This is a genomic window from Pseudomonas sp. 14P_8.1_Bac3 (assembly GCF_025466085.1).
GTDB lineage: Bacteria > Pseudomonadota > Gammaproteobacteria > Pseudomonadales > Pseudomonadaceae > Aquipseudomonas.
Genome location: NZ_JANLOD010000049.1, coordinates 187,264 through 208,312 on the forward strand (window position 1 = coordinate 187,264; position 21,049 = coordinate 208,312).

The following is a 21,049-nucleotide window of genomic DNA, read 5'->3' on the forward strand; positions in this document are numbered from 1 at the left end:
GCACGCTTTTGCCATGAACAGGAGGTCATCCATGAGCGTGCACGAACTCAAGCGTCCGCCAATTGCGGACATCGCCGAGTGGCGGGTCGATCTGCCAAGGACTCTGGAGCAGTTGCGCCACTGGGCCCAGGTCAGCCCGTTGCACCCGGCATTGCGCCACAAGCGTCATGGCCAATGGTTTGTCTGGCGCTGGATCGATGTCCTGCGGGATGTCGAGCGCCTGGCCGATGGTTTGCGCCAGCAAGGTTTCACCGAGGATTCGCGCCTGGCCCTCAGCGGCGCGTTCGACCCCGATTTGTTGCTGCTGGCCCTGTCTGCCCAACACATCGGTGGGCAGATACTGACGCTGCCGGACAACCTCGACCCCGAATCCCTGCAGCAAACCCTGAGGCGAATCCGCCCCACCCACGCCTTCGTCCAAGGCCGACAGACCCAGCAACGCTGGCTCAACCAGGGCCAGACCCTGCTGAACTTCAGCGACTTGCTCGGCCCGGCGGACGCCCCGCAACGGCTCAACCGCTGGAACACCGGCTCGCAGCTCTGGAGCGAAGAGGGCACGCACTGGCAGAGCGGCCTGCACGTACTGCTCGAGCAATGGCTCAACAGCGGCCACTGCCTCGCCTTCCCGGAAAGCCCCGGCAGCGCCAGCCGCGACCGTCGGGAAGTGGCGCCATCCGGCCTGCTGCTGTCCGCCGAGCGCCTGCAACGGTTGGCGGCGGAAATCGAAAGCCGCCTCGCCCCCCAAGGCACCTGGCGCCGACGCCTGTGCGACTGGGCCATCGCCCATCCGGAAAAAGGCCTGCGACGGCTGATCAAAAATCGCGTTCGCCGACTGCTCGGCTTCCACAATCTGCATTTCATCTGGCAAGCCACGCGCACGCCGGACGTGAAAGCTGCACCCACCTGGCTCACCGAATTCAAACGGGACATCGCATGAGCTCGACCGATTCCATCCTGCAAGTCAGCGGCATTTCCCTGTCCTTCAAAGGCGTGAAAGCGATCAACGAGCTGTCCTTCGACGTGCGGCGCGGCGAGATATGCGCGCTGATCGGTCCCAACGGCGCGGGCAAGAGTTCGCTGCTCAATGTGCTGAACGGTGTGTACCGTTTCGACGCCGGTTCGATCGTTTTCGAGCAGCAGCCATTCACCCGCATCGACCCGCTGAGCGCCGCACGCCGGGGCATTGGCCGGACGTTCCAGAACAACGCGCTGTTCAAGAAGATGAGCGTCATCGACAACCTGCTCACCGGCCTGTCGCGGCACCTGCGCAGCAGCTTCATCGAGCAGGCGCTCAACCTGCCGCGAGCCCGCCGCGAGGCCGAGGACTTCCGCCAGCAGGCCCAGGGCATTCTCGAATTCCTTGAACTGCAAGCGCACCGCGACGTGCCGGTGGGCAATCTGTCCTACGGCCTGCAAAAGCGCGTGGAGCTGGGCCGTGCCTTGATCGCCGGCCCGCGCCTGTTGCTGCTGGACGAGCCGATGGCCGGGATGAACGCCGAAGAGAAACAGGACATGGCGCGCTTCATCGCCGACATCAACCGCGACCTCGGCACCACCGTGGTGCTGATCGAGCACGACATGAGCGTGGTGATGGGCCTGTCCGATCATGTGGTGGTGCTGGATTACGGACGCAAGGTCGGCGATGGCACGCCCGCCGAAGTACAGGCCAACCCCGAGGTGATCGCGGCGTATCTGGGAGTGGTGCACTGATGACGTTCTTCTTCGAAACCCTGCTCGGCGGGCTGCTCGCCGGGACCATGTATTCGCTGGTCGCCATCGGCTTCGTGCTGATCTACAAGGCCAGCGGTGTGTTCAATTTCGCCCAGGGCGCGATGCTGCTGTTCGCCGCGCTGACCTTCGTCAGCCTGCACGATCAGGGTGTGCCATTTGCCCTGGCGCTGCTGCTGACCGTGGTGGTGATGATCGTCGGCGCGTTGCTGATCGAGCGATTGGTGCTGCGGCCCCTGGTCAACCGCTCGCAGATCACCCTGTTCATGGCGACCCTGGGGCTGTCGTTCATCATCGAAGGCCTGGCCCAGGGTTTGATGGGCTCGCAAGTGCGAGCGCTGGACCTGGGCATCGACGACGTGCCGGTGTTCATCGGCGGAATGATGGTCAGCCAGTTCGACCTGATCGCCGCCGCTGCCGCGATTGTGCTGGTGACGGTGCTGGCGCTGCTGTTCAACAAGACCCGCATCGGCGTGTCGTTGCGGGCGGTGGCGGATGACACCACGGCGGCGTTGTCGATCGGCATCAACCTCAACCGCATCTGGCAGATCGTCTGGGCCGTCGCCGGGATTGTCGGCCTGGTCGCAGGCCTGCTGTGGGGCGCTCGCCAAGGGGTGCAGTTTTCCCTGTCGCTGGTGGTGCTCAAGGCCTTGCCGGTGCTGATCATCGGTGGTTTCACCTCGATTGGCGGGGCCATCGTCGGCGGCTTGATCGTCGGCGCGGCGGAGAACCTCGCCGAGGTCTACATCGGCCCGCTGATCGGTGGCGGCATCACGCCATGGTTCGCTTACGTCCTGGCCCTGGCCTTCCTGTACATCCGTCCCGCCGGCCTGTTCGGCGAGCGTGCCATTGAGCGAGTCTGAACCCATGTCGATCTCCGTTGCCCGCGAAACCGCGCCGTCGGTGTTGATCCAGCGCCGCGTGCCGTTCGCACTGCTCGCCCTGTTGTTGATTGCTTTCGTGATCGTGCCGCTGACCGGCAACGATTATTGGCTGAACGCGATCCTGATCCCGTTCCTCGCACTGTCCCTGGCCGGGCTCGGCCTCAACCTGCTCACCGGCTACACCGGCCAGACCTCGGTCGGCGCCGCCGGGTTCATGGCGGTCGGCGCGTTCGCCACCTATGGCTTGCTCCTGCGTTTGCCCGAACTCGGGTTGCCGGTGGCGTTGCTCGGCGGCGGGCTGATCAGTGCGGTGGTGGGCTTCGTTTTCGGTCTGCCGAGTTCGCGGATCAAAGGCTTTTACCTGATGGTCACCACCCTGGCCGCGCAGTTCTTCCTTGAGTGGTTGTTCGTGAAATTTCCCTGGTTCTACAACTATGGATCGTCGGGGACCATTTCCGCGCCGAAGCTGGCGCTGTTCGGGCATGACCTGAACACGCCGCTCGGGCGTTATCTGCTGACCCTGAGCACGGTGCTGCTGTTGACCTGGGTCGCTGCGAACCTGGTGAAAAGCCAGATCGGCCGCAACTGGATGGCGATCCGCGACATGGACACCGCCGCGGCCGTGATCGGCATCCCGGTGGTGCGCTACAAGCACCTGGCGTTCGCCGTCAGTTCGTTCTACCTCGGCATCGCCGGGGCGTTGTGGGCCTTTGCGTACCTGGGGACCGCCAGCGCCAGCAGCTTCGATATCAATCGGTCGTTCCAGATCCTGTTCATCATCATTATCGGCGGCATGGGCAGCATCGCCGGCAACTTCGTCGGCGCGGCGTTCATCAGCCTGCTGCCGATCCTGCTCAGCCATGCCGGGCAAGCCTTGTTCGGCGGTTCGGTGGATGCCGGGCAATTGCAGAACCTGCAAAAAATCATCTTCGGCGTGCTGATCATCGTGTTCCTGATCAAGGAACCCGAAGGGTTGATCCGCCTGCTGGGCAATCTTCGTGAACGGCTGAGTCACTGGCCGCTGCGCTTCTGAATCCTTCCCACTATTAGAGAGACAACATGCGTGCATCCTTGAAACGTTCCCTCGCCGGCGCCGCTCTGACGCTGGCGGTTTTCGGCAGCGCGGTGCCGGTGGTCCAGGCCTCGGCCGACCAGCAATTCTTCCCGTTGGCCACCTACCGCGTCGGCGCCTACGCCTCCAGCGGCGTGCAAGTGTGGGCCGGAATGCTCGATTACCTGAACTACATCAACGATGTGGAAGGCGGGATCAACGGGGTCAAACTGGTCTGGCAGGAATGCGAAACCGAATGGACGGCGGAGAAGGGCATCGAGTGTTACGAGCGCTTCAAGAAAGGCCTGGACGGCGCCCCGGTGGCGATCTATTCGCCGAACGGCGCACCGGCCGCGTATGCCTTGAGCGAGCGCGCGGAGGTCGACAAGATCCCGCTGATCACCCTCGGCTACGGGCGCACCGAAGCCACCGACGGCACCGTGTTCCCCTATAACTTCCCGGTGATGCTGACTTTCTATAGCGAGGCGTCGAGCCTGGTGAATTACATCGCCCAGCGCGAGGGCGGTTTCGACAAACTCAAGGGCAAGAAGATCGCCACGGTCTACCACGACTCGGCTTACGGTCGCGAAACCCTCGGCCCATTGAAACTGCTGGCGGAGAAATACGGTTTCGAGAACATCCAGATTCCGGTGGCTGATCCGGGCAACGAGCAATCGGCGCAATGGCGTCAGGTTCGCCAGCTCAACCCGGACTGGGTGTTCCTGCGTACCTGGGGCGTGTCGACGCCGGTGGCGGTGAAGACGGCCGCACGGTTCGGCTTCCCGGTGGACCATATCGTCGGCGACATCTGGGCCAGTTCCAGCGAAGACGTGTTGCCGGCCGGCGCCGCTGCCAAAGGCTATCTGGCGTTGACGCCATACCCGGCCGGTGCCGATTTCGAGATCCACAAACGGCTCAAGCAATTCATCCTCGACAAGGGCAAGAGCGACCTCAAGGATTTGAAAAACTTCGGCAGCGTCTATTACAACTCCGGGCTGGTGAACGCCGCGGTGATGGTCGAAGCGATTCGCACGGCCCAGGGTAAATTCGGCAAGCGTCCGTTGAATGGCGAAGAAGGGCGCTGGGGCCTGGAGCACCTGAACATTGACGACGCGCGGCTCAAGGACATGGGCTACCTCGGCCTGATGCAGAACCTCAAGTTGTCCTGCAAGGATCACGAGGGCGGCGGTTCGGCACGGGTCCAGCAGTGGGACGGCGCCAACTGGACGCTGATCAGCGACTGGATCGCCGCCGACCGTGCCTTGCTGCGGCCGTTGATCGATGAAAAATCCGCCGCGTTCGCCAAGGAAAAAGGCCTGACGCCACGCACCTGCAACGGGGACGAATAACGTATGAGCCAAGCCGCCAGCGACAATGCCGTCAGCGACCTGCTGCAGGTCAACGACATCGAGGTGATCTACGACGGCGTGATCCTGGCCGTGGCGGGGGTGTCGCTGACGGTGCCCAAGGGCGGCATCGTCGCCTTGCTCGGCGCCAACGGCGCGGGCAAAAGCACAACGCTCAAGGCGATCTCCGGTCTGGTCCGGGCCGAGCGGGCGGAAGTCAGTCGCGGCAGCATTGCGTTCCTGGGACGCGACACGGCGGGTATCGATCCCAGCGTGCGGGTGCGCCAGGGCATGGTGCATGTGCTGGAAGGTCGCCACGTGTTCCCGCAACTGACGGTCGAGGACAATCTGCGCAGCGGCGGCTTCGTGCGGGGCTTGAGCCGCCAGGACATGGCGCGCGACCTGGAGCGGATCTACGCCTGGTTTCCGCGCCTGAAAACCAAACGCAAGACCCAGGCCGGCCTGACCTCCGGTGGCGAGCAGCAGATGGTCGCCATCGGTCGAGCATTGATGACACGTCCTACTTTGGTACTGCTTGATGAACCGTCCATGGGTTTGGCGCCTATTATCGTCCAGGAGATTTTCGAGATTGTCGCCCAGCTCAATCGCGACGAGCAGGTGAGCTTCCTGATTGCCGAGCAAAACATTAATGTGGCGCTGAAGTACGCGTCACACGCTTACGTCCTCGACACCGGGCGCGTGGTGTTGTCCGGCAGCAGCGAGGCGTTGCTGGCGCGGGGCGATCTGCATGACTTTTATTTAGGCAAACATTGATTATCGAGAGCGCCATGACTGAAACCCGAAGCGGACAGACGACCGACGTCACCCGCCATGCAGACATCCTGATCATCGGCGGCGGCCTCAGCGGCACGATGCTCGCGGCACAATTGCTGCGCCTGCCCGGCAAGCGCTCGCTGCTGGTGATCGAACCCCGTGCCGAACTCGGCCGCGGCGAGGCCTACAGCGCCGTCGAGCTGGGGCATACGCTGAACGGTAACGCGGCGCGCATGAGCGTCGACCCGGACAACGCCGACGACCTGACCCAGTGGCTGACCGAGTTCATTGCCGCCGGCGGCTGGCCGGAGTCCGACGAGCAGCATGTGCCGGTCAGCGAACTGTTCCCACCCCGCGGAATTTTCGGCCTGTACGTGCAGCAGCGCCTGGCCGAGGCGCAAGCCGTGGGCGCGTTGAACGGCTCGACGGTCGAGCATCTGCGGGCCGAGGTGGTTGATCTGGAAAGCTTCGACGATGCGGTTCGGCTGAGCCTGAGTGACGGCCAGCGGTTACAGGGCGCTTACGCGGTGCTGGCGACCGGGATGTTCCCCGCCGCGCGCACGCCGCAGACCCAGTCCAGCGGCTTGAACGCTGCGTCACTCGATCCGTGGGATGTGGCGGCGATGCGGCAACTGGATCCGCAATCGACGGTGCTGATCATCGGTTCCGGGCTGACCATGGTCGATGCCGTGGTGTCGCTGGAACAGGCCGGGCACCGCGGGCCGATCGAGGTGTTTTCCCGCCACGGGTTATTGCCCCATGTGCGTCGGCAACCGCCGGCCTGGACCGATTTTCTCGCTGAGGATCACAGCCTTCGGACGCCGCGGCAGTTGCTGCGTGAACTGCGCCGGCATTGCCGCGACGCCATCGCCCAGGGCATCGACTGGCAGGCGCCGCTGGACACGGTGCGGGCGCACATTGGCCGCTTGTGGAATCAGGCGACGGACGCGCAGCGTCGGCAGTTTGTGCGGCATGTGCGGCCGTGGTGGGAGAGTCATCACCATCGCTCGCCGCCGTTGAGTGCGGAGCTTGTGGCGCGGTTGCACGGGGAAGGGCGGTTGCGGATTCAGGCGGCGTCGTTCAAGGGGCTGGAGCCAGCTTCCGGAGAGGGCGTGGGCATTCGCCTGCGTCGGCGCGGTGAAGCGGACACCGTGGTGGTTCGTGGGGCGGCGCTGATCAATTCCAGTGGCATCGAATACGACTGGCGACGCGTGGCGCGGCCATTGCCCCAACAGTTGCTGGCCCGTGGGTTGGTGCGGCCGGGTCCATTGGCGTTGGGGATTGCGGCGGCAGCCGATGGCGCGGTGTTGAAGGAGGACGGACAAGTGGCTTCCCGTTTATTTGCCATGGGACCGCCGTTGCGGGGGATGTGGTGGGAGAGTACGGCGGTGACGGACGTGGCAAGCCAGGCGAAGGTTTTGGCTGTTCGTTTGGTCAATGAGATTTGAGGATCACACCAAACCTGTAGGAGCGAGCTCGCTCGCGAAAAACCCGAGGACGCCGCGGGGTGTCTGATTTCCAGCGTTATCGTTGACGACCATCGCGAGCAAGCTCGCTCCTACAGTTAAGCGTCGCCTTGATTGAAATCCTTTAGGGCGTCGCGTCCTTGCGCTCGCCGCGCCTTAAAGCAGCGGAATGCTGTAGCTCACGATCAGGCGGTTTTGGTCCTGGTCCCGACTTGCTTCGCTGTTGGACTTGCCGTTGCGCCAGCCGAATCCGATCCCCTTGAGCGCGCCGGACTGAATCGTGTAATCCAGGCCGATGTCGCGCTCCCATTCCTTCTGTGTGTCGCCGCTGACGGTCTTGATGTTGTCGCCGCTGAGGTAGATGACCGAGGCCTTCAACCCCGGCACCCCGACACCTGCGAAGTCATACGCATACTGACCGAACGAGGTGCGCTCGCCCGCGCGGGTGAACGTCTGGATCAGGCGATCGGTGTACAGGTACAGGCTGACCCCGCCAGCACCTTTGTCGGCGAGGCCGCCCTGGTTGAGCTGGGTGAAATTGCTGCCGCTGGAAACGCTTTGATAACCGGCGGTGAGCGCATGGGCGCCCGCGGTATAGATCAGCGCGGCGCTCCAGGTGCGGTTGTCGATTTCGCCATCATTGCCGTCGGTGTAGCCGCTGATGCGGTAGCCCGAAGTGCCCGAGCCGTTTTTACCGGACGAGTCGGTCTTGAAGTAGCGCAAATCGGTTTTCAGCGATTGATTGTCCGAGATCATCAGCGTGTGCATCAGGCCGAAAAACTGCTGGGTGTAGTAGTCGTCCAGGTTGGCGTAGTAATACTGGACCGTCAGGTCCCTGGTGATTTTCCAGTCGCCGCCGGCGAAGTCGAATGCGTTGCTTTCTCGGGTGCCACCGGTGGCCGCCAGCCCGTTCTGGTCGCTGGAACCGCGACCGGTGGCGTGTTCGATTCGCCCGCCCGTCAGGGTCAGGTCCTCGAACTCGCCGGAAGTGATCTGGCCACCTTCGAACGTCTGCGGCAGCAAGCGCCCGTCGTTACTCACCAGGATCGGCAGTTTCGGCAGCAGCGTGCCCAGGCGCAGTTCGGTCTTCGAGACTTTAACCTTGCCAGTCAAACCCAGCCGGCTCCACTCATCGACCGCGCGATCGTCGCTGTCGGAAGGAATCATGCTGCCGCCGACATGGCGTCCTTTGCCGCTGTCCAGCGTAACGCCCATCAGCCCCAGCGCGTCGACGCCAAAACCGACCACGCCATCGGTGTAGCCCGACTTGAAGTCCAGCATGAAACCCTGGGCCCACTCTTCGGTTTTCGACGGCGCGGCCGGGCCGTCGCGGTTGTCGTTGTTGAAGTAGAAATTTCTCATCCCCAGCGTGGCCTTGCTGTCGCCGAGAAAGTCGGCGTGCGCCTGGGGGCTGAGTGCAATGGCGCCCAATGCCAGGGTGAAAACGGTGTGCTTGTTGCTCATGTAAAAACGCCCCTATTGTTTTTGTAGTTGGATTCAGGAGGGTGGCTCCCGCGGTGACAGATGCGCTGCCTGCGGGAGCGTGATGCTCGGGCTAAATACCCAGCACGTTGGCGCCAATGCACGGATCGATGCCCCGCTCGAGGCGACGCTGGTGGACGATCACGGTGATTTCCATCGAGCCGGTGGTGACCTCGAAATCGAGGATGTGGCCGCCGTATGCCTGGAACGTGGCGTCCCCGGCGACGCCGTGCATATGGATCGACGGCTGGTCGTTCTTCCACGCCACCGAACCGGTGATGCTGGCCATCTCGACGCTGTTCAGCACCTTGGCGTCAAAATCCTTCTTGTCCTTGTTCCAGAACCCGAACTTCACGTTGCCGAAACCAATGCCGCTGATCGAGGCACTGGGAATCTTCTCGGCGATGGCCAGCTTGGTCAGTTCCTTGAACGCGTTGTCGCCCATGCGCAGCACCATCAGGTAGCCGGTGGGGGTCTTGGTGTAGCGCGGTGTGGCTTCAGTGGCACATTGCATGGGGGCGGTCGTCGTGGCAGGGGTGGTGTCGGCAACGGCCAATTGACTGCCGGCCGTGTTGATCATCACGGCGGCGGTCACGGCCAGCATCAAGTTGCACAAGCGGTGTTTCGGGTGACGGTAAGCGTGCATGAGACTTCCTCTGTTTTTGTTGTTGTGTGTTGAAACGCGGTTTTCGGGACGAGCGAATCCGACGCCTGTTGTTCAACAGGCGCGGAAGGTGCAGCTATCGGTGGGTGTTAGTTGAAGCCGCGTGGCCTACAGCGCATCGCGGCTGCTGGCGCCGTCAACCAGTCGGGCGATGCCCAGCGGGTTGGCGTTTTTCAGCGCGTCTGGCAACAGACTGTCGGGGCAGTTCTGGAAACAGACGGGACGCAGGAAACGGTCGATCGCCAGGGTGCCGACCGAGGTGCCGCGCGCATCCGACGTCGCCGGGTACGGCCCACCGTGGACCATCGCGTCGCAGACTTCCACGCCGGTGGGGTAGCCGTTGAACAGCACGCGCCCGACTTTCTGCTCCAGCAGGTCCAGCACGCCGCCAACGCGGGCGAGTTCCGAATCTTCGACGATCAGTGTGGCCGTCAACTGACCGCGCAAGCCGTGCAACGCCTGGAGCAATTCGGCGTGGTCGGCGACTTCCACGACCAGAGTGGTCGGGCCGAACACCTCTTCCTGGAGCACTTCATCGCCGTTGATCAACAGGTTGACGTCGGCCTTGAACACCTGCGGCTGAGCCTGCTTGCCCTGTTGCGTGCTGCCGGCCAGGTGCGTGATGCCGGGATGTGCGTGCAGGTTGTCGAGGCCGTGGCAATAGCTTTTCAGGGCGCCGGCGTTGAGCATCGTCTGCGCCGGTTGCGCGTTCATCAGCCCGACAAAACGTTCGAGGAATGCCGTGAATTCCGCCGAGCGAATGCCCAGCACCAAACCGGGATTGGTGCAGAACTGGCCGGCACCGAGCACCACGGAAGCGCTCAGCTCGGCAGCGATTTTTTCGCCGCGGGCCTTGAGGGCCTCGGGCATCAGCAGCACCGGGTTGATGCTGCTCATTTCGGCGAACACCGGAATCGGTTGCGGGCGCGCCGCCGCCATGTCGCACAAGGCCCGACCACCGCGCAACGAACCGGTGAAACCGACGGCTTGAATCGCCGGATGCTTGACCAGCGCTTCACCGACGCTGCCGTAGAGCAGGCTGAACACGCCCTCGGGCATTCCGGTTTTGCGCGCCGCGCGAGTGATTGCATCGGCGACGTAATCGGCGGTCGCCATGTGCCCGCTGTGGGCCTTGAACACCACCGGGCAACCGGCGGCGAGGGCGGACGCGGTGTCACCCCCCGCGGTGGAGAACGCCAGCGGAAAGTTGCTGGCGCCGAACACCGCCACCGGACCGAGCCCGGTGCGGTACTGGCGCAGGTCAGGACGCGGCAGCGGCTGGCGGTCTGGCAGCGCCCGGTCGATGCGCGCCCCATGGAAATCACCCCGGCGCAGCAGCGTTGCGAACAAGCGCATCTGCCCGCTGGTGCGGGCTCGCTCGCCTTGAATGCGCCCGGCGGGCAGGGCGGTTTCCCGGCACACGAGGCTGATGAACGACTCATCCAGTGCATCCAGTTCGGCGGCGATAGCGTCAAGAAAACCGGCGCGGCGCACGGCGGAAAGATTGCGAAAGGACGGGTAAGCGGTGGCCGCGGCTTCGGCGGCGGCGTTTACTTCTTCCGCGGTCGCCTGATGAAAGCGATACGGCAGTGCATCTCCGGTGCTGGCGTCGTGGCTTTGCAGAGTGGTCGTGCCCTTCGCCGAACGTGCGCCGGCGATGTAGTTGTGGCCTGAAACTTCAAACATGGTGAACTCCTGATGAGCGATCGGATCGGGTCAAGCGAGGCGGTAGATACGCCGGGCGTTGTCATGAAACAGGGCCAGCCGCTCGGTGGGCGAACGGTCCCTGACAATGGTTTTGAAACCGTCGAACACTTCGCTGAGGCTGTTCACCACGCCGTCGACCGGGTAATTGCTGGCGAACGCGCAGCGGCTGACGTCGAAGATGGAAATCGCGTCGTTGACCACCGTACGGTTCGCCTCGGCCGGCCAGGCCTGACCGGGGATACAGAGGCCGGAAATCTTCAGCATGACGTTCGGCTCGCGCGCCAGCAGCGCGAGGTGTTCACGCCAGCCGGCCAGGCCTTCCTCCGAGCGGTCGGCGGGCAGCGCGGTGTGATTGACCACGAGGGTCACGTCGGCAAAGTCCCGGGCCAGCTCGGCGGCTTCCGCCAGATGCCACCACGGCGCCTGCAACTCGAAGTGCAGGCCGTTTTCCGCCAGCCGCGCATAGCCATCGCGCCAGCGCGGATCGCGCATGGAGCCGGGCGCGACGAAATCCTCACGCCAGGCCTCACGCCGGGTCACCGTTGGTTTGTGGCGGATGCCGCGCACCAGCGGATGCTTGCCGTACAGGCGTAGCAAGTCGGCGGCGTCTTCGCGGTCCAGCCAGGCCTGGGCCACCATGGCGCCGAGGCTCGGTTCGGTTTTCGCCAGCGACTCGACAAACTTCACTTCCTCAAGCGGTGTCGCCGGGTCCCATTCGCCCTCGATCACCACCGTTTGTACGACGCGATGACGTCCGCTCAGCCGCCGGTAATCGGCCGGCAGGAAGTTGCGGCAGATCGACGAGTAATCGCCATATCGGAAAGGCCGCAACGGCCGGTCGTTCAGCCACGGGTAGTAATGGTTTTCGACGTCGAAATAGTGTTGGTGCGCGTCGACGATGGGCAGGTCGGCGTCGTCGCCGCTGGCGAGAAAGCGCGTGCGCCAGTCGATGATCGAGCCGTTATCCATGGGACGCCTCCAGGCGATAAAAACGTCGAGCGTTGCCAGCGAACACCGCTTCCTGCACCGCACGGCCCAGCGGCGCGAGCATCGTGGCCATGCCATCGGCGATCGTGTCGTAGGACGCACGCAGCCCGGCCACCGGGAAATTGCTGGCGAACATGCAGCGCTCGGGGCCGAAAATCTCCAGCGCGGTCAGCACCACCACGCGGTTGTCGTCGTAATTCCACGGCGAATCCTTGAGCCCGAACTCCGACAGCTTGATGTGCACGTTCGGCTGCAGGGCCAGCGCTTCCAGGCCTTGGTGCCAGCGCGCCATGCCTGGCGGGCTGCGATCCCAGGCGAAACCGGTGTGGTTGAGCGCGATGCGGACCTGCGGAAACGTCGCCGCCACCTCGGCCGCTTCGACCAGATGCCACGGCGGCACGCGCAGGTCCCACGACAGACCGTGCTCGGCCAGCCGGGAAAATCCGTCCAGCCATTGCGGGTCCTGCATGGTGCCCCTGGCCCCGGCAATCGACACGTCTGGCGATGCCGAAGTGACCGGTTTGGAGCGGATGCCTTTGACCAACGGGCGAGCGGCCTGGGCAGCGAGGATTTCCGCGCTGTCTTCGCGATCGAACCAGGCGTGGGCGACGATGGCATTCGGGAAGCCGTACCGTGCGTTGACCTGTTCCAGCCAGCGCGTTTCGGCGACCTGCTCATCCCGTGCGCGTTCGGCCTCGACATGCACGGTGCCCACCAGACGCTGGTGTGCGGTCAGGGCGAGGAAGTGCTCCGGCAGGAAATCACGGCACAGGCTGTGATAGTCGCCGAGGAAAAAATCCTCGTGATAGTCATCCTGCAGCCACGGATAACGCCCGTTGCCCAGGTCCCACAGGTGATGGTGGGCGTCGACAACCGGTAGCGCATCCGCGGCGGCAAGGTTCGGCAAACCGTTGCGTTCGTGCAGGGTGATCATGAGTCCGTCCCTTAGCGCGACGCGGAGAATTGCGAAGGGCTGAGCACGCCGTCTTCGACTTCGCCTGCCGCAGCCGCCTCGGCTTTGGCCTGGACACGGCTGCGCAGCTTGGCGACGTTCACCACCACCCGGGTATGCGCCGCCGTGGCGACCAGTTCGACGTCATCGCGCACCTCGACGTTGAAGGTGACGCTGCGACCTTCGATGCGGGTGACCGTGGCGACGATGTTCGCCGACATGCCCAGCAACGTGGCGCCGACGTGACGGATATCGACCGCCGCGCCGACGGTGTTTTCACCGTCATCGAGAAAGCCAAGCAGGTAATCGAGGCACGTCTGTTCGATGTCGTCGACCAGGCGGGGCGTGGCATAGATGCGCAGGTCTTCGCCGAGAAACGAGATGGTGCGATCGCGGTCGACGATCAGTTTGCGTTCGGTGGCGGTGCCGGCGACGAGCGTGGAGAAATTCATGGGAAACCTCGTGGTTGAGTGCTGTCAGTCAAAAGTGATTCAAGCGTTGGGCAGGAAACCGATGGAGATCCACGGCACCGCAATCAACACGCCCAGCGCCACGACCAGCGCGCCGAGGTACGGCCAGACCCGGCGCATGGCACCGCTGGGGTCGACCTTGGCGATGGCGCATGCGGCGTAGAAACCCACGCCAAACGGCGGGGCGAACAGGCCCAGGCCCATGGCGAAAATCGCGACCATGGCGTAATGCACGTCGTTGATGCCCATGGCCTTGGCAATCGGAAACAGCAGCGGTCCGAACAGCACGATGGCCGGGATGCCTTCGAGGAAACTGCCGAGCAGGATGAACGCCACCGCCGAAATGATCAGGAACCCCAGCGCGCCGCCCGGCACCGTCGCCATCACTTGCGCCAGTTGGTGCGAGAAGCCCGATTGGGTCAGCGCCCAGGCCATGGCGGTGGCGCTGCCGATGATGATCAGGATCGCGCCGGACAACGACGCGGTGCTGACCAGGATCGGGTACAAGCGGCGCCAGTCGAAACAGCGGTAGCACAGCAATCCGACGATGAAGGTGTAGGCGACGCCGATGGCGGCGACTTCCGTGGCAGTGGCCACGCCCTCGACCACCGCGGTGCGGATCACGAAGGGCAGCGCCAGAGCGGGCAGGGCGATCAGCAGCGAGTGGCCGATTTCCTTGAGCGAGGCGCGTTTGCCGGTGGAGACCTCGCCCTTGCGATTTTTCCACCAGATCACTGCCGCCATGGCAATCGCACCCACCACCGCCGGCATGAACCCGCCAGTGAACAACGCGGAAATCGACACGCCGGTCACCGAGCCGATAGTGATCAGCACCAGGCTCGGCGGAATGGTTTCCGACATCGCGCCGGAGGCATTGAGCATCGCCACCAGTTCGTTTTCGTCTTCGCCGCGCTTCTTCATTTCCGGAAACAGCGCCGGGGCGATGGCGGCCATGTCGGCGGCCTTCGAGCCGGAAATACCGGAGATCAGGTAGATCGCGCCGATCAGCACGTATGACAGACCGCCGCGCACATGGCCGATCAACGAGCACAAAAAATGAATCATTGCCCGCGCCATGCCCATGGCCTCGATCAACGCACCGAGGAACACGAACAGCGGAATGGCCAGCAGGATCAGGCTGGCCATGCCTTCGTCCATCCGTCCGACCACCAGGGTCAGCGGCGTGCTGGTCATGGTCGACAGGTACGCCACCGTCGCCAGGCCGAAGGCGACCATGATCGGCACGCCGATGACGATCATCGCCATCACGCCGATCATGAAGAAAATCACCAGGTTCCAGTTGCCCATCAGCAGCATCCAGCCTTCGGCCACCCACAGCAACGCGCCGAGGGAGGCGAGTATCGCCACCGAGACCGAGAAGTCGATCAACCGCGCACTGGTCAGCAGTCGCGCCACGCAGGTCATCAGCATCAGGCTCAGGCCGACGGCGATGGCGGACACGCGGAAGGCGTTGGGGATTTCCAGGGCGGCGGTGGTGATGATCCATTCATCGCTGACGTACTCCCAGGCCGGGGTGAACAGCAGCCCGATGAACGTGATGACGATCACCGCGCCGAGGGTGTCGACAAACGCGCGTTTGTCCGCGGGCAAGCGGCCGATGAATGAGGTCAGGCGCATGTGCTCGCCCCGCCGCATCGCCACCACAGAGCCAAGCATTGCCAGCCACAGGAACAGCAGCGACGCCAGCTCGTCACCCCAGACGATCGGCTGGTTGAGCACATAACGCGAGAACACGTTGCAGAACAGCAACGTGACTTCGATCACCACCAGCAACGCCGCGCTGCCTTCGGTCAGCCAGCGCAGGCCGGTGTCCAGCGCACGGCCGAGTCGGAACGTGGTCTGGCGCGGGCTGACGCCTTCAGCCGGGGAAACGTCCGTCATTGGCATTTGATTTTTCATGACCTTGTCTCCGGCTTAGGACAGTTGACCCGCGTACTGCTCGAGCAAGCTCCAGGCCTCAGTGCCGTACTTTTCCTTCCATTGGGTGTAGAAGCCTTTCGATTGCAGGTCAGCGCGGAACAATGCGCGGTCAACTTTGTTGAAGGTGATGCCGTGGGCGGTCAGCGACGGCTCCAGGCTGGCGTTGAGGTCGATCACCTGTTGGCGCTGGACCAGCGCGGCGGCGTTGATCTGCCGGGAGACGATTTCCTGAATGTCGGCCGGCAGTTTCGGGAAAGTCTTGCCCGAGGCGACGATCCAGAAGCCGCCCCAGATGTGGTCGGTCAGGGAGCAGTATTTCTGCACTTCGTAGAAGCGTGCGGACTCGACCACCACCAGCGGGTTTTCCTGGCCGTCGACCACTTTGGTCTGCAACGCCGAGTAGGTTTCGTTGATGCTGATGCCGGTCGGTGAGGCGCCCAGGGCGCTGAACATGGAGGTCCACAACGGGCTGACCAGCACGCGCAGCTTGAAGCCGGCGAGGTCTTGCGGGGTGTTGATCGGCCGGGTGGAACTGGTGATCTGGCGGAAGCCGTTGTTCCAGACTTTTTCCATCGGGATCAGCCCGACTTTCTCGGTCTTGGCGCGCACGTGCTCGCCGAGTTTGCCGTCCAGGGCGGCCCAGACACTCTCATAGTCCTTGAAGGCGAACGGCATGCTTTCGATCGACATGGCCGGCACCAGCGTCGAGAGGATCGCGCCGGGTAACGGGATGAAATCGATGGCGCCGGCTCGCACCTGGGACAGCATATCGGTGTCGCCGCCCATGGCGCCGTTGGCGTACACCTGCAGGTCCACCGCGCCATTGGTTTCAGCCTTGATGGCTTCCGAGGCGGCTTTCATCTGTTTGTTCAGCGGATGGGTGTCGGGCAGGCTGCTGGTGTAGCGCAACACGATCGGTTTGGTCGCGGCGAAGACACCGGAGGGCAGCAGGTTGGCGGCAAACGCGCCGCCCACGGTGACGCCGGCGGATACCAGGAATGATCGGCGGCTGACAGACTCGGTCAAGATACGGCTCATGATGTTCACCTTATTGTTTTTGTAGTTGTTCTGAAAAACGGCGGATCCATGCTGCGAACGCTGCTTTTCTGTAGGAGCGAGCTTGCTCGCGATAAACCTGAGGGCGTCGCGTTCATCCAGGAAGCGCGCGTCATCGTTCACGCCCATCGCGAGCAAGCTCGCTCCTACAGGTTTATGGATTCAGGAGGCGAGGGCCACCACCGCCTGGCTTTTGATCAGTTCGTCGATTTCATCCTCGGCATAGCCGCTTTCCTTCAGCACCTCGCGGGTGTGCTCGCCCAGCAGCGGCGCCGGGCGACTGGTCGGCGGCGCGGCGTTGTCCATGTCGGAGAAGTGAATCGGCAAGCCCATGCCGCGCACCCGGCCTTCGGTCGGGTGTTGGGTCTCGACGACCATGCCGCGGGCCTGGGTTTGCGGATGAGCGAGCGCGGCAGCGATGTCCAGGACCGGCCCGGCAGGCAGGCCGAGGCTGTCGAACAACACCATCCATTCATCGGTGGTACGCGCCACCAGCACTTCGTTGAGGATGTCCACCAGCGCCAGGCGATGCTCCATGCGCAAGGCGTTGCTGGCAAAACGTGGGTCGGCTTTCAGTTGCGGCACGGCCAGCGCTTCGACCAGGCGTTCATAGTTGGCCTGGTTGGCGGCGCCGATATTGATCCAGCCGTCCGCGGTGCGGAACACCTGGTACGGCGCACTGGTGGAGTTGGCCGAACCCATTTTCGGCAGAATGGTGCCGTCGGCGAAATACGCTGCCGCCGGCCAGTACATTTGTTGCAGGCCGGCTTCGAACAGCGAGGTGTCGACCATTTGCCCGAGCCCGGTTTTCTGCTTGGCGGCGTACGCGGCACAGATCCCGAGGGCGGCGAGGATCCCGGAGTTGATGTCGGCCACCGGCGAACCGGCCTTGACCGGTTCACGCCCGGCTTCGCCGGTCATGCTCATCATGCCGCTCATGCCCTGGGCGATCAGGTCGAAGCCGCCTTTATCGCCGAACGGGCCGCTGCGCCCGTAACCGGAGATCGCGCAGTAGATCAGGCCGGGATTGAGGGTTTTCAGGGTTTCATAACCCAGGCCGAATTTCTCCATGGTGCCGGCGCGGTAGTTTTCCGTGACCACGTCGGCGTCCATCAGCAGGCGGCGCAACACGTCGCGGCCACCGTCGGTTTTCAGGTTGAGGCCGATGCCGCGCTTGTTACGGTTGACCACCATGAACGATGCGGATTCGCCGCTGGCCATGATCGGCGAAAAGCGCCGTGAGTCATCGCCGTCCGGGACTTTCTCGACCTTCACCACGTCCGCGCCCATGTCGGCGAGCATCATGCCGCACACCGGGCCGGACATGATGTGAGCCAGTTCTACCACGCGCATTCCTGTCAGCGGTCCCATGTTATTTGCCCTCGAAGTGTGGTTTGGCTTTGGCGATGAACGCGTTCAGGCCGATCTGAAAGTCGTTGGTGTCGTAGCAGGAATAGCTGTCGTCGATCTGCTCGGCCGTGGGAACGACGCCGGCCTCCAGTTGCCGCGCCGCCTGGCGATGCCAGCGGGCGACGAGGGGCGCGCCTTGGGTGATGCGTTTGGCGGTGGCGAGGGTTTCCGATTCGACCTCGGCATCGGCGACGACGCGGGTCACGAGGTGCTTCACGTAGGCGTCTTGGGCGTCGAGGATCCGCCCTTCAAGCAGGATCTCCAGCGTGGTCGAACGTCCCGCCAGTGCCACCAGCCCGGCCATTTCGTCATAGGACATGACCAGCCCCAGCTTGCCCACCGGCGCGCCGAAGCGGCTGGAGCTGCCGCAAATACGCAGGTCACAGAGCGCGGCGATTTCCAGGCCGCCGCCGACGCACACGCCGTGGATCATCGCGATCACCGGGTGCGGGCAGTCGGCCACCGCGCGCATCGCTGCCGAGGTGACTTCTGCGTAGTGACGGGCCTGGGCCTGGTTGGCGCGCACGCTTGGAAACTCGCCGACATCGGCGCCGGCAGCGAAGGCTTGTTCGCCGGCGCCGCGCAAGATCACGCAGCGCACGCTGAGGTCGGCGGACAGTTCGGTCATGACGTCACCCAGGTCTTGCCACATGGACAGGGTCAGGGCGTTCATTTTCCCTGGGTGGCTGAGGGTGACGATGGCAATGGCGTCTTGCCGGTCGATAAGGACGGTGGGCTTCATGGTTGTTCCGCTGACGCCGGACGGGCCTGCGCTGCGGATGCCTCCTGATTTATTGTTGTTGGATAGCAGCTGATTACAGCGATTGTTCAAGCATCGACAGGTAATCCGCGGATGACGCTTCGCGGGGGTTGGTCTTGTGGCTGTGATCGTGCAACGCACCTTCGACGATGCCGGCGAACAGGCTTTCATCGACGCCGATCTGGCTCAGGCGGGTTGGCAGGCCCAGGCGTCGGGTCATGTCTTCGATGGCCGCGCCGATGTTCGCGTCGGTCTCAAGGCCCATGGCCTGGCGCAGGCGTTCGAGCTTGCGTTCGTCGCGCACGGTCGGGGCGTTGGCGTTGAAGTCGACCACCGCTGGCAGAAAAATCGCGTTCAAGGTGCCGTGGTGCAGTTTCGGATTGATCCCGCCCAAGGCGTGGGACAGGCTGTGCACGCAGCCCAGGCCTTTTTGAAAGGCGAGTGCGCCCTGCATCGAGGCGCTCATCATGTTCATGCGCGCCTCGCGATCGCCGGGCTTGGTGGTGGCGCGTTCGATGTGTTCCCAGGCACGCCACAGGCCATCGAGGGCAATGCCATCCGCCGCAGGGTTGAACGCTGGCGCCATGAACGTCTCGATGCAATGGGCGATGGCGTCCATGCCGGTAGCCGCCGTCAGCATCGGCGGCAGACCCAGGGTCAGTTCCGGGTCGCAGATGGCCACGCGAGGGACCACGTACGGCGAGATGACGCCGACCTTGCGCCCATCGTCGAGAATCAGGATGGCGCCGCGGCCGACTTCGCTGCCGGTGCCGGCGGTGGTGGGAATCGCGATCAGCGGCGCGGTCGCGGACGTGATGCGATCCAGCCCGCCTTCGATTACCGCAAAGCTTTGCAGGGGGCCGTCATGGGTGGCGCAGACCGCCACGCCTTTGGCCAGGTCGATCGACGAACCACCGCCGACGGCAATGATGCCGTTGCATTCGCCGAGGTGGTATTGCGCCACGGCTTCACGTACGGCGTGTTCGTTCGGGTTGGGCGGGGTGGTGTCGAAAATCGTCGGTGTACGATCGGCGCCAAGGGCGGCAATGACTTTGTCGACGATGCCGGCATTGCGCACGCCGACGTCGGTGACGATCAGCGGGCGGGTGATTCCGGCGCGCTCGGCTTCGGCTGCAAGGTGCTGCAGGCTGTCGTAGCCGAACTGGATTTTCGTGACGTAATTGATGAGTGACATGATTCACCACAAGTTATACAGGATTGTTATTGTTGCGACCGGTCTGGGGCAGGAGGGCTTTCGCGCCCTGGTCAAACCCGTTGCATTGCCTGGTTGTGGGGTGGACTATAGGGCCGTCCTGGCCAGCCTCGATACTGACAACTTTCGATACCTCTATAACTTTTAGTTAACCCTGATGACGCCCTCACTGAACTCGATCATGTCCCGCCTGCATATCAAGCAGCTTCGTCTGCTGATCGCTCTGGATGAGCACGGCTCCTTGCTGGGCGCGGCCAGGCAGGTCGCGTTGACCCAGCCCGGCGCGAGCAAAGCGCTGCAGGAAATTGAAACCACCTTTGGCACGTCGCTGTTCACCCGTACTAACCGCGGGCTTGAACCGAACGACGCCGGGCGTTCGGTGATCCGGTACGCGCGGCTGATCCAGACCGACCTCGCACACCTGCGCGAAGAGATCATCGGCATCATGAGCGGCGAGGGTGGGCGCGTGTCGGTCGGCACCATCATGGGCGCGGTGCCGCTGTTGACCACGGCGATCAGCCGGGTGATTGCCGATAACCCGAAGCTGTCCATCGAGATCGTCGAGGACACCAGCGCCGCGCTGCTCAGCCAGCTCGACGCCGGGCGCCTGGACCTGGCGATCTGCCGTACCACCATCAGCACCACCCCCTACTTGTATGAAAGCGCCGCATTCGTCGAAGAAACTCTGGCGGTGATCGCCAGCACCCAGCATCCGTTCGCCTATGCCCGGCAGCTGTCGCTGAAGGACCTGGTGGATTACCGCTGGGTTGTCTATCGCGCCAACATGCCCATGCGGTTGTTGCTGGAGCGGGAGTTTCACGAGGCGGACCTGCGTTTCCCCGTGCACCTGCTGGAAACCACCTCAGCCTTCGCCACGCTGTCGCTGCTCCAGGAAAATCCGACCCTCGTCGCCCTGGTGTCCACCGACGTGGCGAAGTTCTGCTCCGGCTACGGCTTCACCACCACGCTGCCGCTGCCCATCACCTCGCGCAGCGAACCCTATGAGCTGGTGTCGCGCAAAAACGTGCCGGACTCACCGGCGGCCCGGTTGCTGCGGGAGGCGTTGTTGAATCCGCTGCAGGGTCTGGCTTGAGGTTGATGCAGGCCAGAGGGGCCTCAGCTCAGCAAACCGGTTTCTGCGAGTGATCGGTGTTGTTA

General features: G+C 63.7%; 19 protein-coding genes. 8 read left to right on the forward strand and 11 right to left on the reverse strand.

What is annotated here, in order from left to right:
* Positions 1-31 precede the first annotated feature (31 nt).
* The 7 genes from NTD84_RS15160 to NTD84_RS15190 are packed head-to-tail and all read left to right on the forward strand — an operon-like array spanning position 32 to position 7,231.
* A complete protein-coding gene (locus tag NTD84_RS15160) occupies positions 32-937 on the forward strand; it encodes an AMP-binding protein (RefSeq protein WP_262166919.1) in 906 nt (301 codons plus the stop codon).
* Positions 934-1,710, forward strand: coding sequence for an ABC transporter ATP-binding protein (locus tag NTD84_RS15165; RefSeq protein WP_262166922.1), 777 nt, complete (start codon positions 934-936; stop codon positions 1,708-1,710). Before NTD84_RS15160 ends, NTD84_RS15165 begins: the two co-directional genes overlap by 4 nt.
* Positions 1,710-2,591: a branched-chain amino acid ABC transporter permease gene (locus NTD84_RS15170; RefSeq protein WP_214384401.1), complete on the forward strand. Its 882-nt coding sequence runs from the start codon at positions 1,710-1,712 to the stop codon at positions 2,589-2,591. The genes NTD84_RS15165 and NTD84_RS15170 overlap by 1 nt, the downstream gene beginning before the upstream one ends.
* Before the next feature lie 4 nt (positions 2,592-2,595).
* A complete protein-coding gene (locus NTD84_RS15175) occupies positions 2,596-3,645 on the forward strand; it encodes a branched-chain amino acid ABC transporter permease (RefSeq protein WP_262166927.1) in 1,050 nt (349 codons plus the stop codon).
* Positions 3,646-3,671: 26 nt separating this feature from the next.
* Complete coding sequence (locus NTD84_RS15180; RefSeq protein ID WP_262166929.1) at positions 3,672-5,012, forward strand: ABC transporter substrate-binding protein; 1,341 nt, start codon at positions 3,672-3,674, stop codon at positions 5,010-5,012.
* Between the two features lie 3 nt (positions 5,013-5,015).
* Positions 5,016-5,783 (forward strand): ABC transporter ATP-binding protein, encoded by a 768-nt coding sequence (locus NTD84_RS15185; protein ID WP_262166931.1) that lies wholly within the window; start codon positions 5,016-5,018, stop codon positions 5,781-5,783.
* 14 nt (positions 5,784-5,797) lie between these two features.
* Positions 5,798-7,231, forward strand: a complete 1,434-nt coding sequence (locus NTD84_RS15190; protein ID WP_262166933.1) for an FAD/NAD(P)-binding protein — start codon at positions 5,798-5,800, stop codon at positions 7,229-7,231.
* Positions 7,232-7,405: 174 nt separating this feature from the next.
* Here NTD84_RS15190 and NTD84_RS15195 read toward each other — a convergent pair whose 3' ends face one another.
* The 11 genes from NTD84_RS15195 to NTD84_RS15245 all read right to left on the reverse strand — a co-directional run bounded on the left by NTD84_RS15195 (position 7,406) and on the right by NTD84_RS15245 (position 19,873).
* Complete coding sequence (locus NTD84_RS15195; protein WP_262166935.1) at positions 7,406-8,713, reverse strand: OprD family porin; 1,308 nt, start codon at positions 8,711-8,713, stop codon at positions 7,406-7,408.
* Positions 8,714-8,804: 91 nt separating this feature from the next.
* Entirely contained in the window at positions 8,805-9,377 is a 573-nt protein-coding gene (locus NTD84_RS15200) for a PPC domain-containing DNA-binding protein (protein ID WP_262166937.1), read from the reverse strand.
* 126 nt (positions 9,378-9,503) lie between these two features.
* Entirely contained in the window at positions 9,504-11,081 is a 1,578-nt protein-coding gene (locus tag NTD84_RS15205) for an aldehyde dehydrogenase (NADP(+)) (RefSeq protein WP_262166939.1), read from the reverse strand.
* 30 nt (positions 11,082-11,111) lie between these two features.
* Positions 11,112-12,071, reverse strand: coding sequence for an amidohydrolase family protein (locus NTD84_RS15210; RefSeq protein ID WP_262166941.1), 960 nt, complete (start codon positions 12,069-12,071; stop codon positions 11,112-11,114).
* Positions 12,064-13,023, reverse strand: coding sequence for an amidohydrolase family protein (locus tag NTD84_RS15215; RefSeq protein WP_262166943.1), 960 nt, complete (start codon positions 13,021-13,023; stop codon positions 12,064-12,066). The genes NTD84_RS15210 and NTD84_RS15215 overlap by 8 nt, the downstream gene beginning before the upstream one ends.
* A gap of 11 nt (positions 13,024-13,034) precedes the next feature.
* On the reverse strand, positions 13,035-13,493 hold the full coding sequence (locus NTD84_RS15220; protein WP_262166946.1) for a thioesterase family protein: 459 nt from the start codon (positions 13,491-13,493) through the stop codon (positions 13,035-13,037).
* A 39-nt stretch (positions 13,494-13,532) separates the two neighbouring features.
* Positions 13,533-15,431, reverse strand: coding sequence for a TRAP transporter large permease subunit (locus NTD84_RS15225; RefSeq protein ID WP_262166947.1), 1,899 nt, complete (start codon positions 15,429-15,431; stop codon positions 13,533-13,535).
* A gap of 15 nt (positions 15,432-15,446) precedes the next feature.
* Positions 15,447-16,490 carry a TRAP transporter substrate-binding protein gene (locus tag NTD84_RS15230; RefSeq protein ID WP_262166948.1) on the reverse strand — a complete coding sequence of 348 codons (1,044 nt, stop codon included), beginning with the start codon at positions 16,488-16,490 and terminating at the stop codon, positions 15,447-15,449.
* Positions 16,491-16,670: 180 nt separating this feature from the next.
* A complete protein-coding gene (locus NTD84_RS15235) occupies positions 16,671-17,879 on the reverse strand; it encodes a CaiB/BaiF CoA transferase family protein (RefSeq protein ID WP_262166950.1) in 1,209 nt (402 codons plus the stop codon).
* Position 17,880: 1 nt separating this feature from the next.
* The gene (locus NTD84_RS15240) at positions 17,881-18,660 is read right to left on the reverse strand and encodes an enoyl-CoA hydratase-related protein (RefSeq protein ID WP_262166952.1); all 780 of its coding nucleotides are present in this window, start codon (positions 18,658-18,660) and stop codon (positions 17,881-17,883) included.
* A gap of 73 nt (positions 18,661-18,733) precedes the next feature.
* Complete coding sequence (locus NTD84_RS15245) at positions 18,734-19,873, reverse strand: iron-containing alcohol dehydrogenase (protein WP_262166953.1); 1,140 nt, start codon at positions 19,871-19,873, stop codon at positions 18,734-18,736.
* Positions 19,874-20,048: 175 nt separating this feature from the next.
* On the opposite strand from NTD84_RS15245, the gene NTD84_RS15250 reads away from it, so the two are divergent.
* Positions 20,049-20,984, forward strand: coding sequence for a LysR family transcriptional regulator (locus tag NTD84_RS15250; protein WP_262166954.1), 936 nt, complete (start codon positions 20,049-20,051; stop codon positions 20,982-20,984).
* The last annotated feature ends 65 nt before the right edge of the window (positions 20,985-21,049 follow it).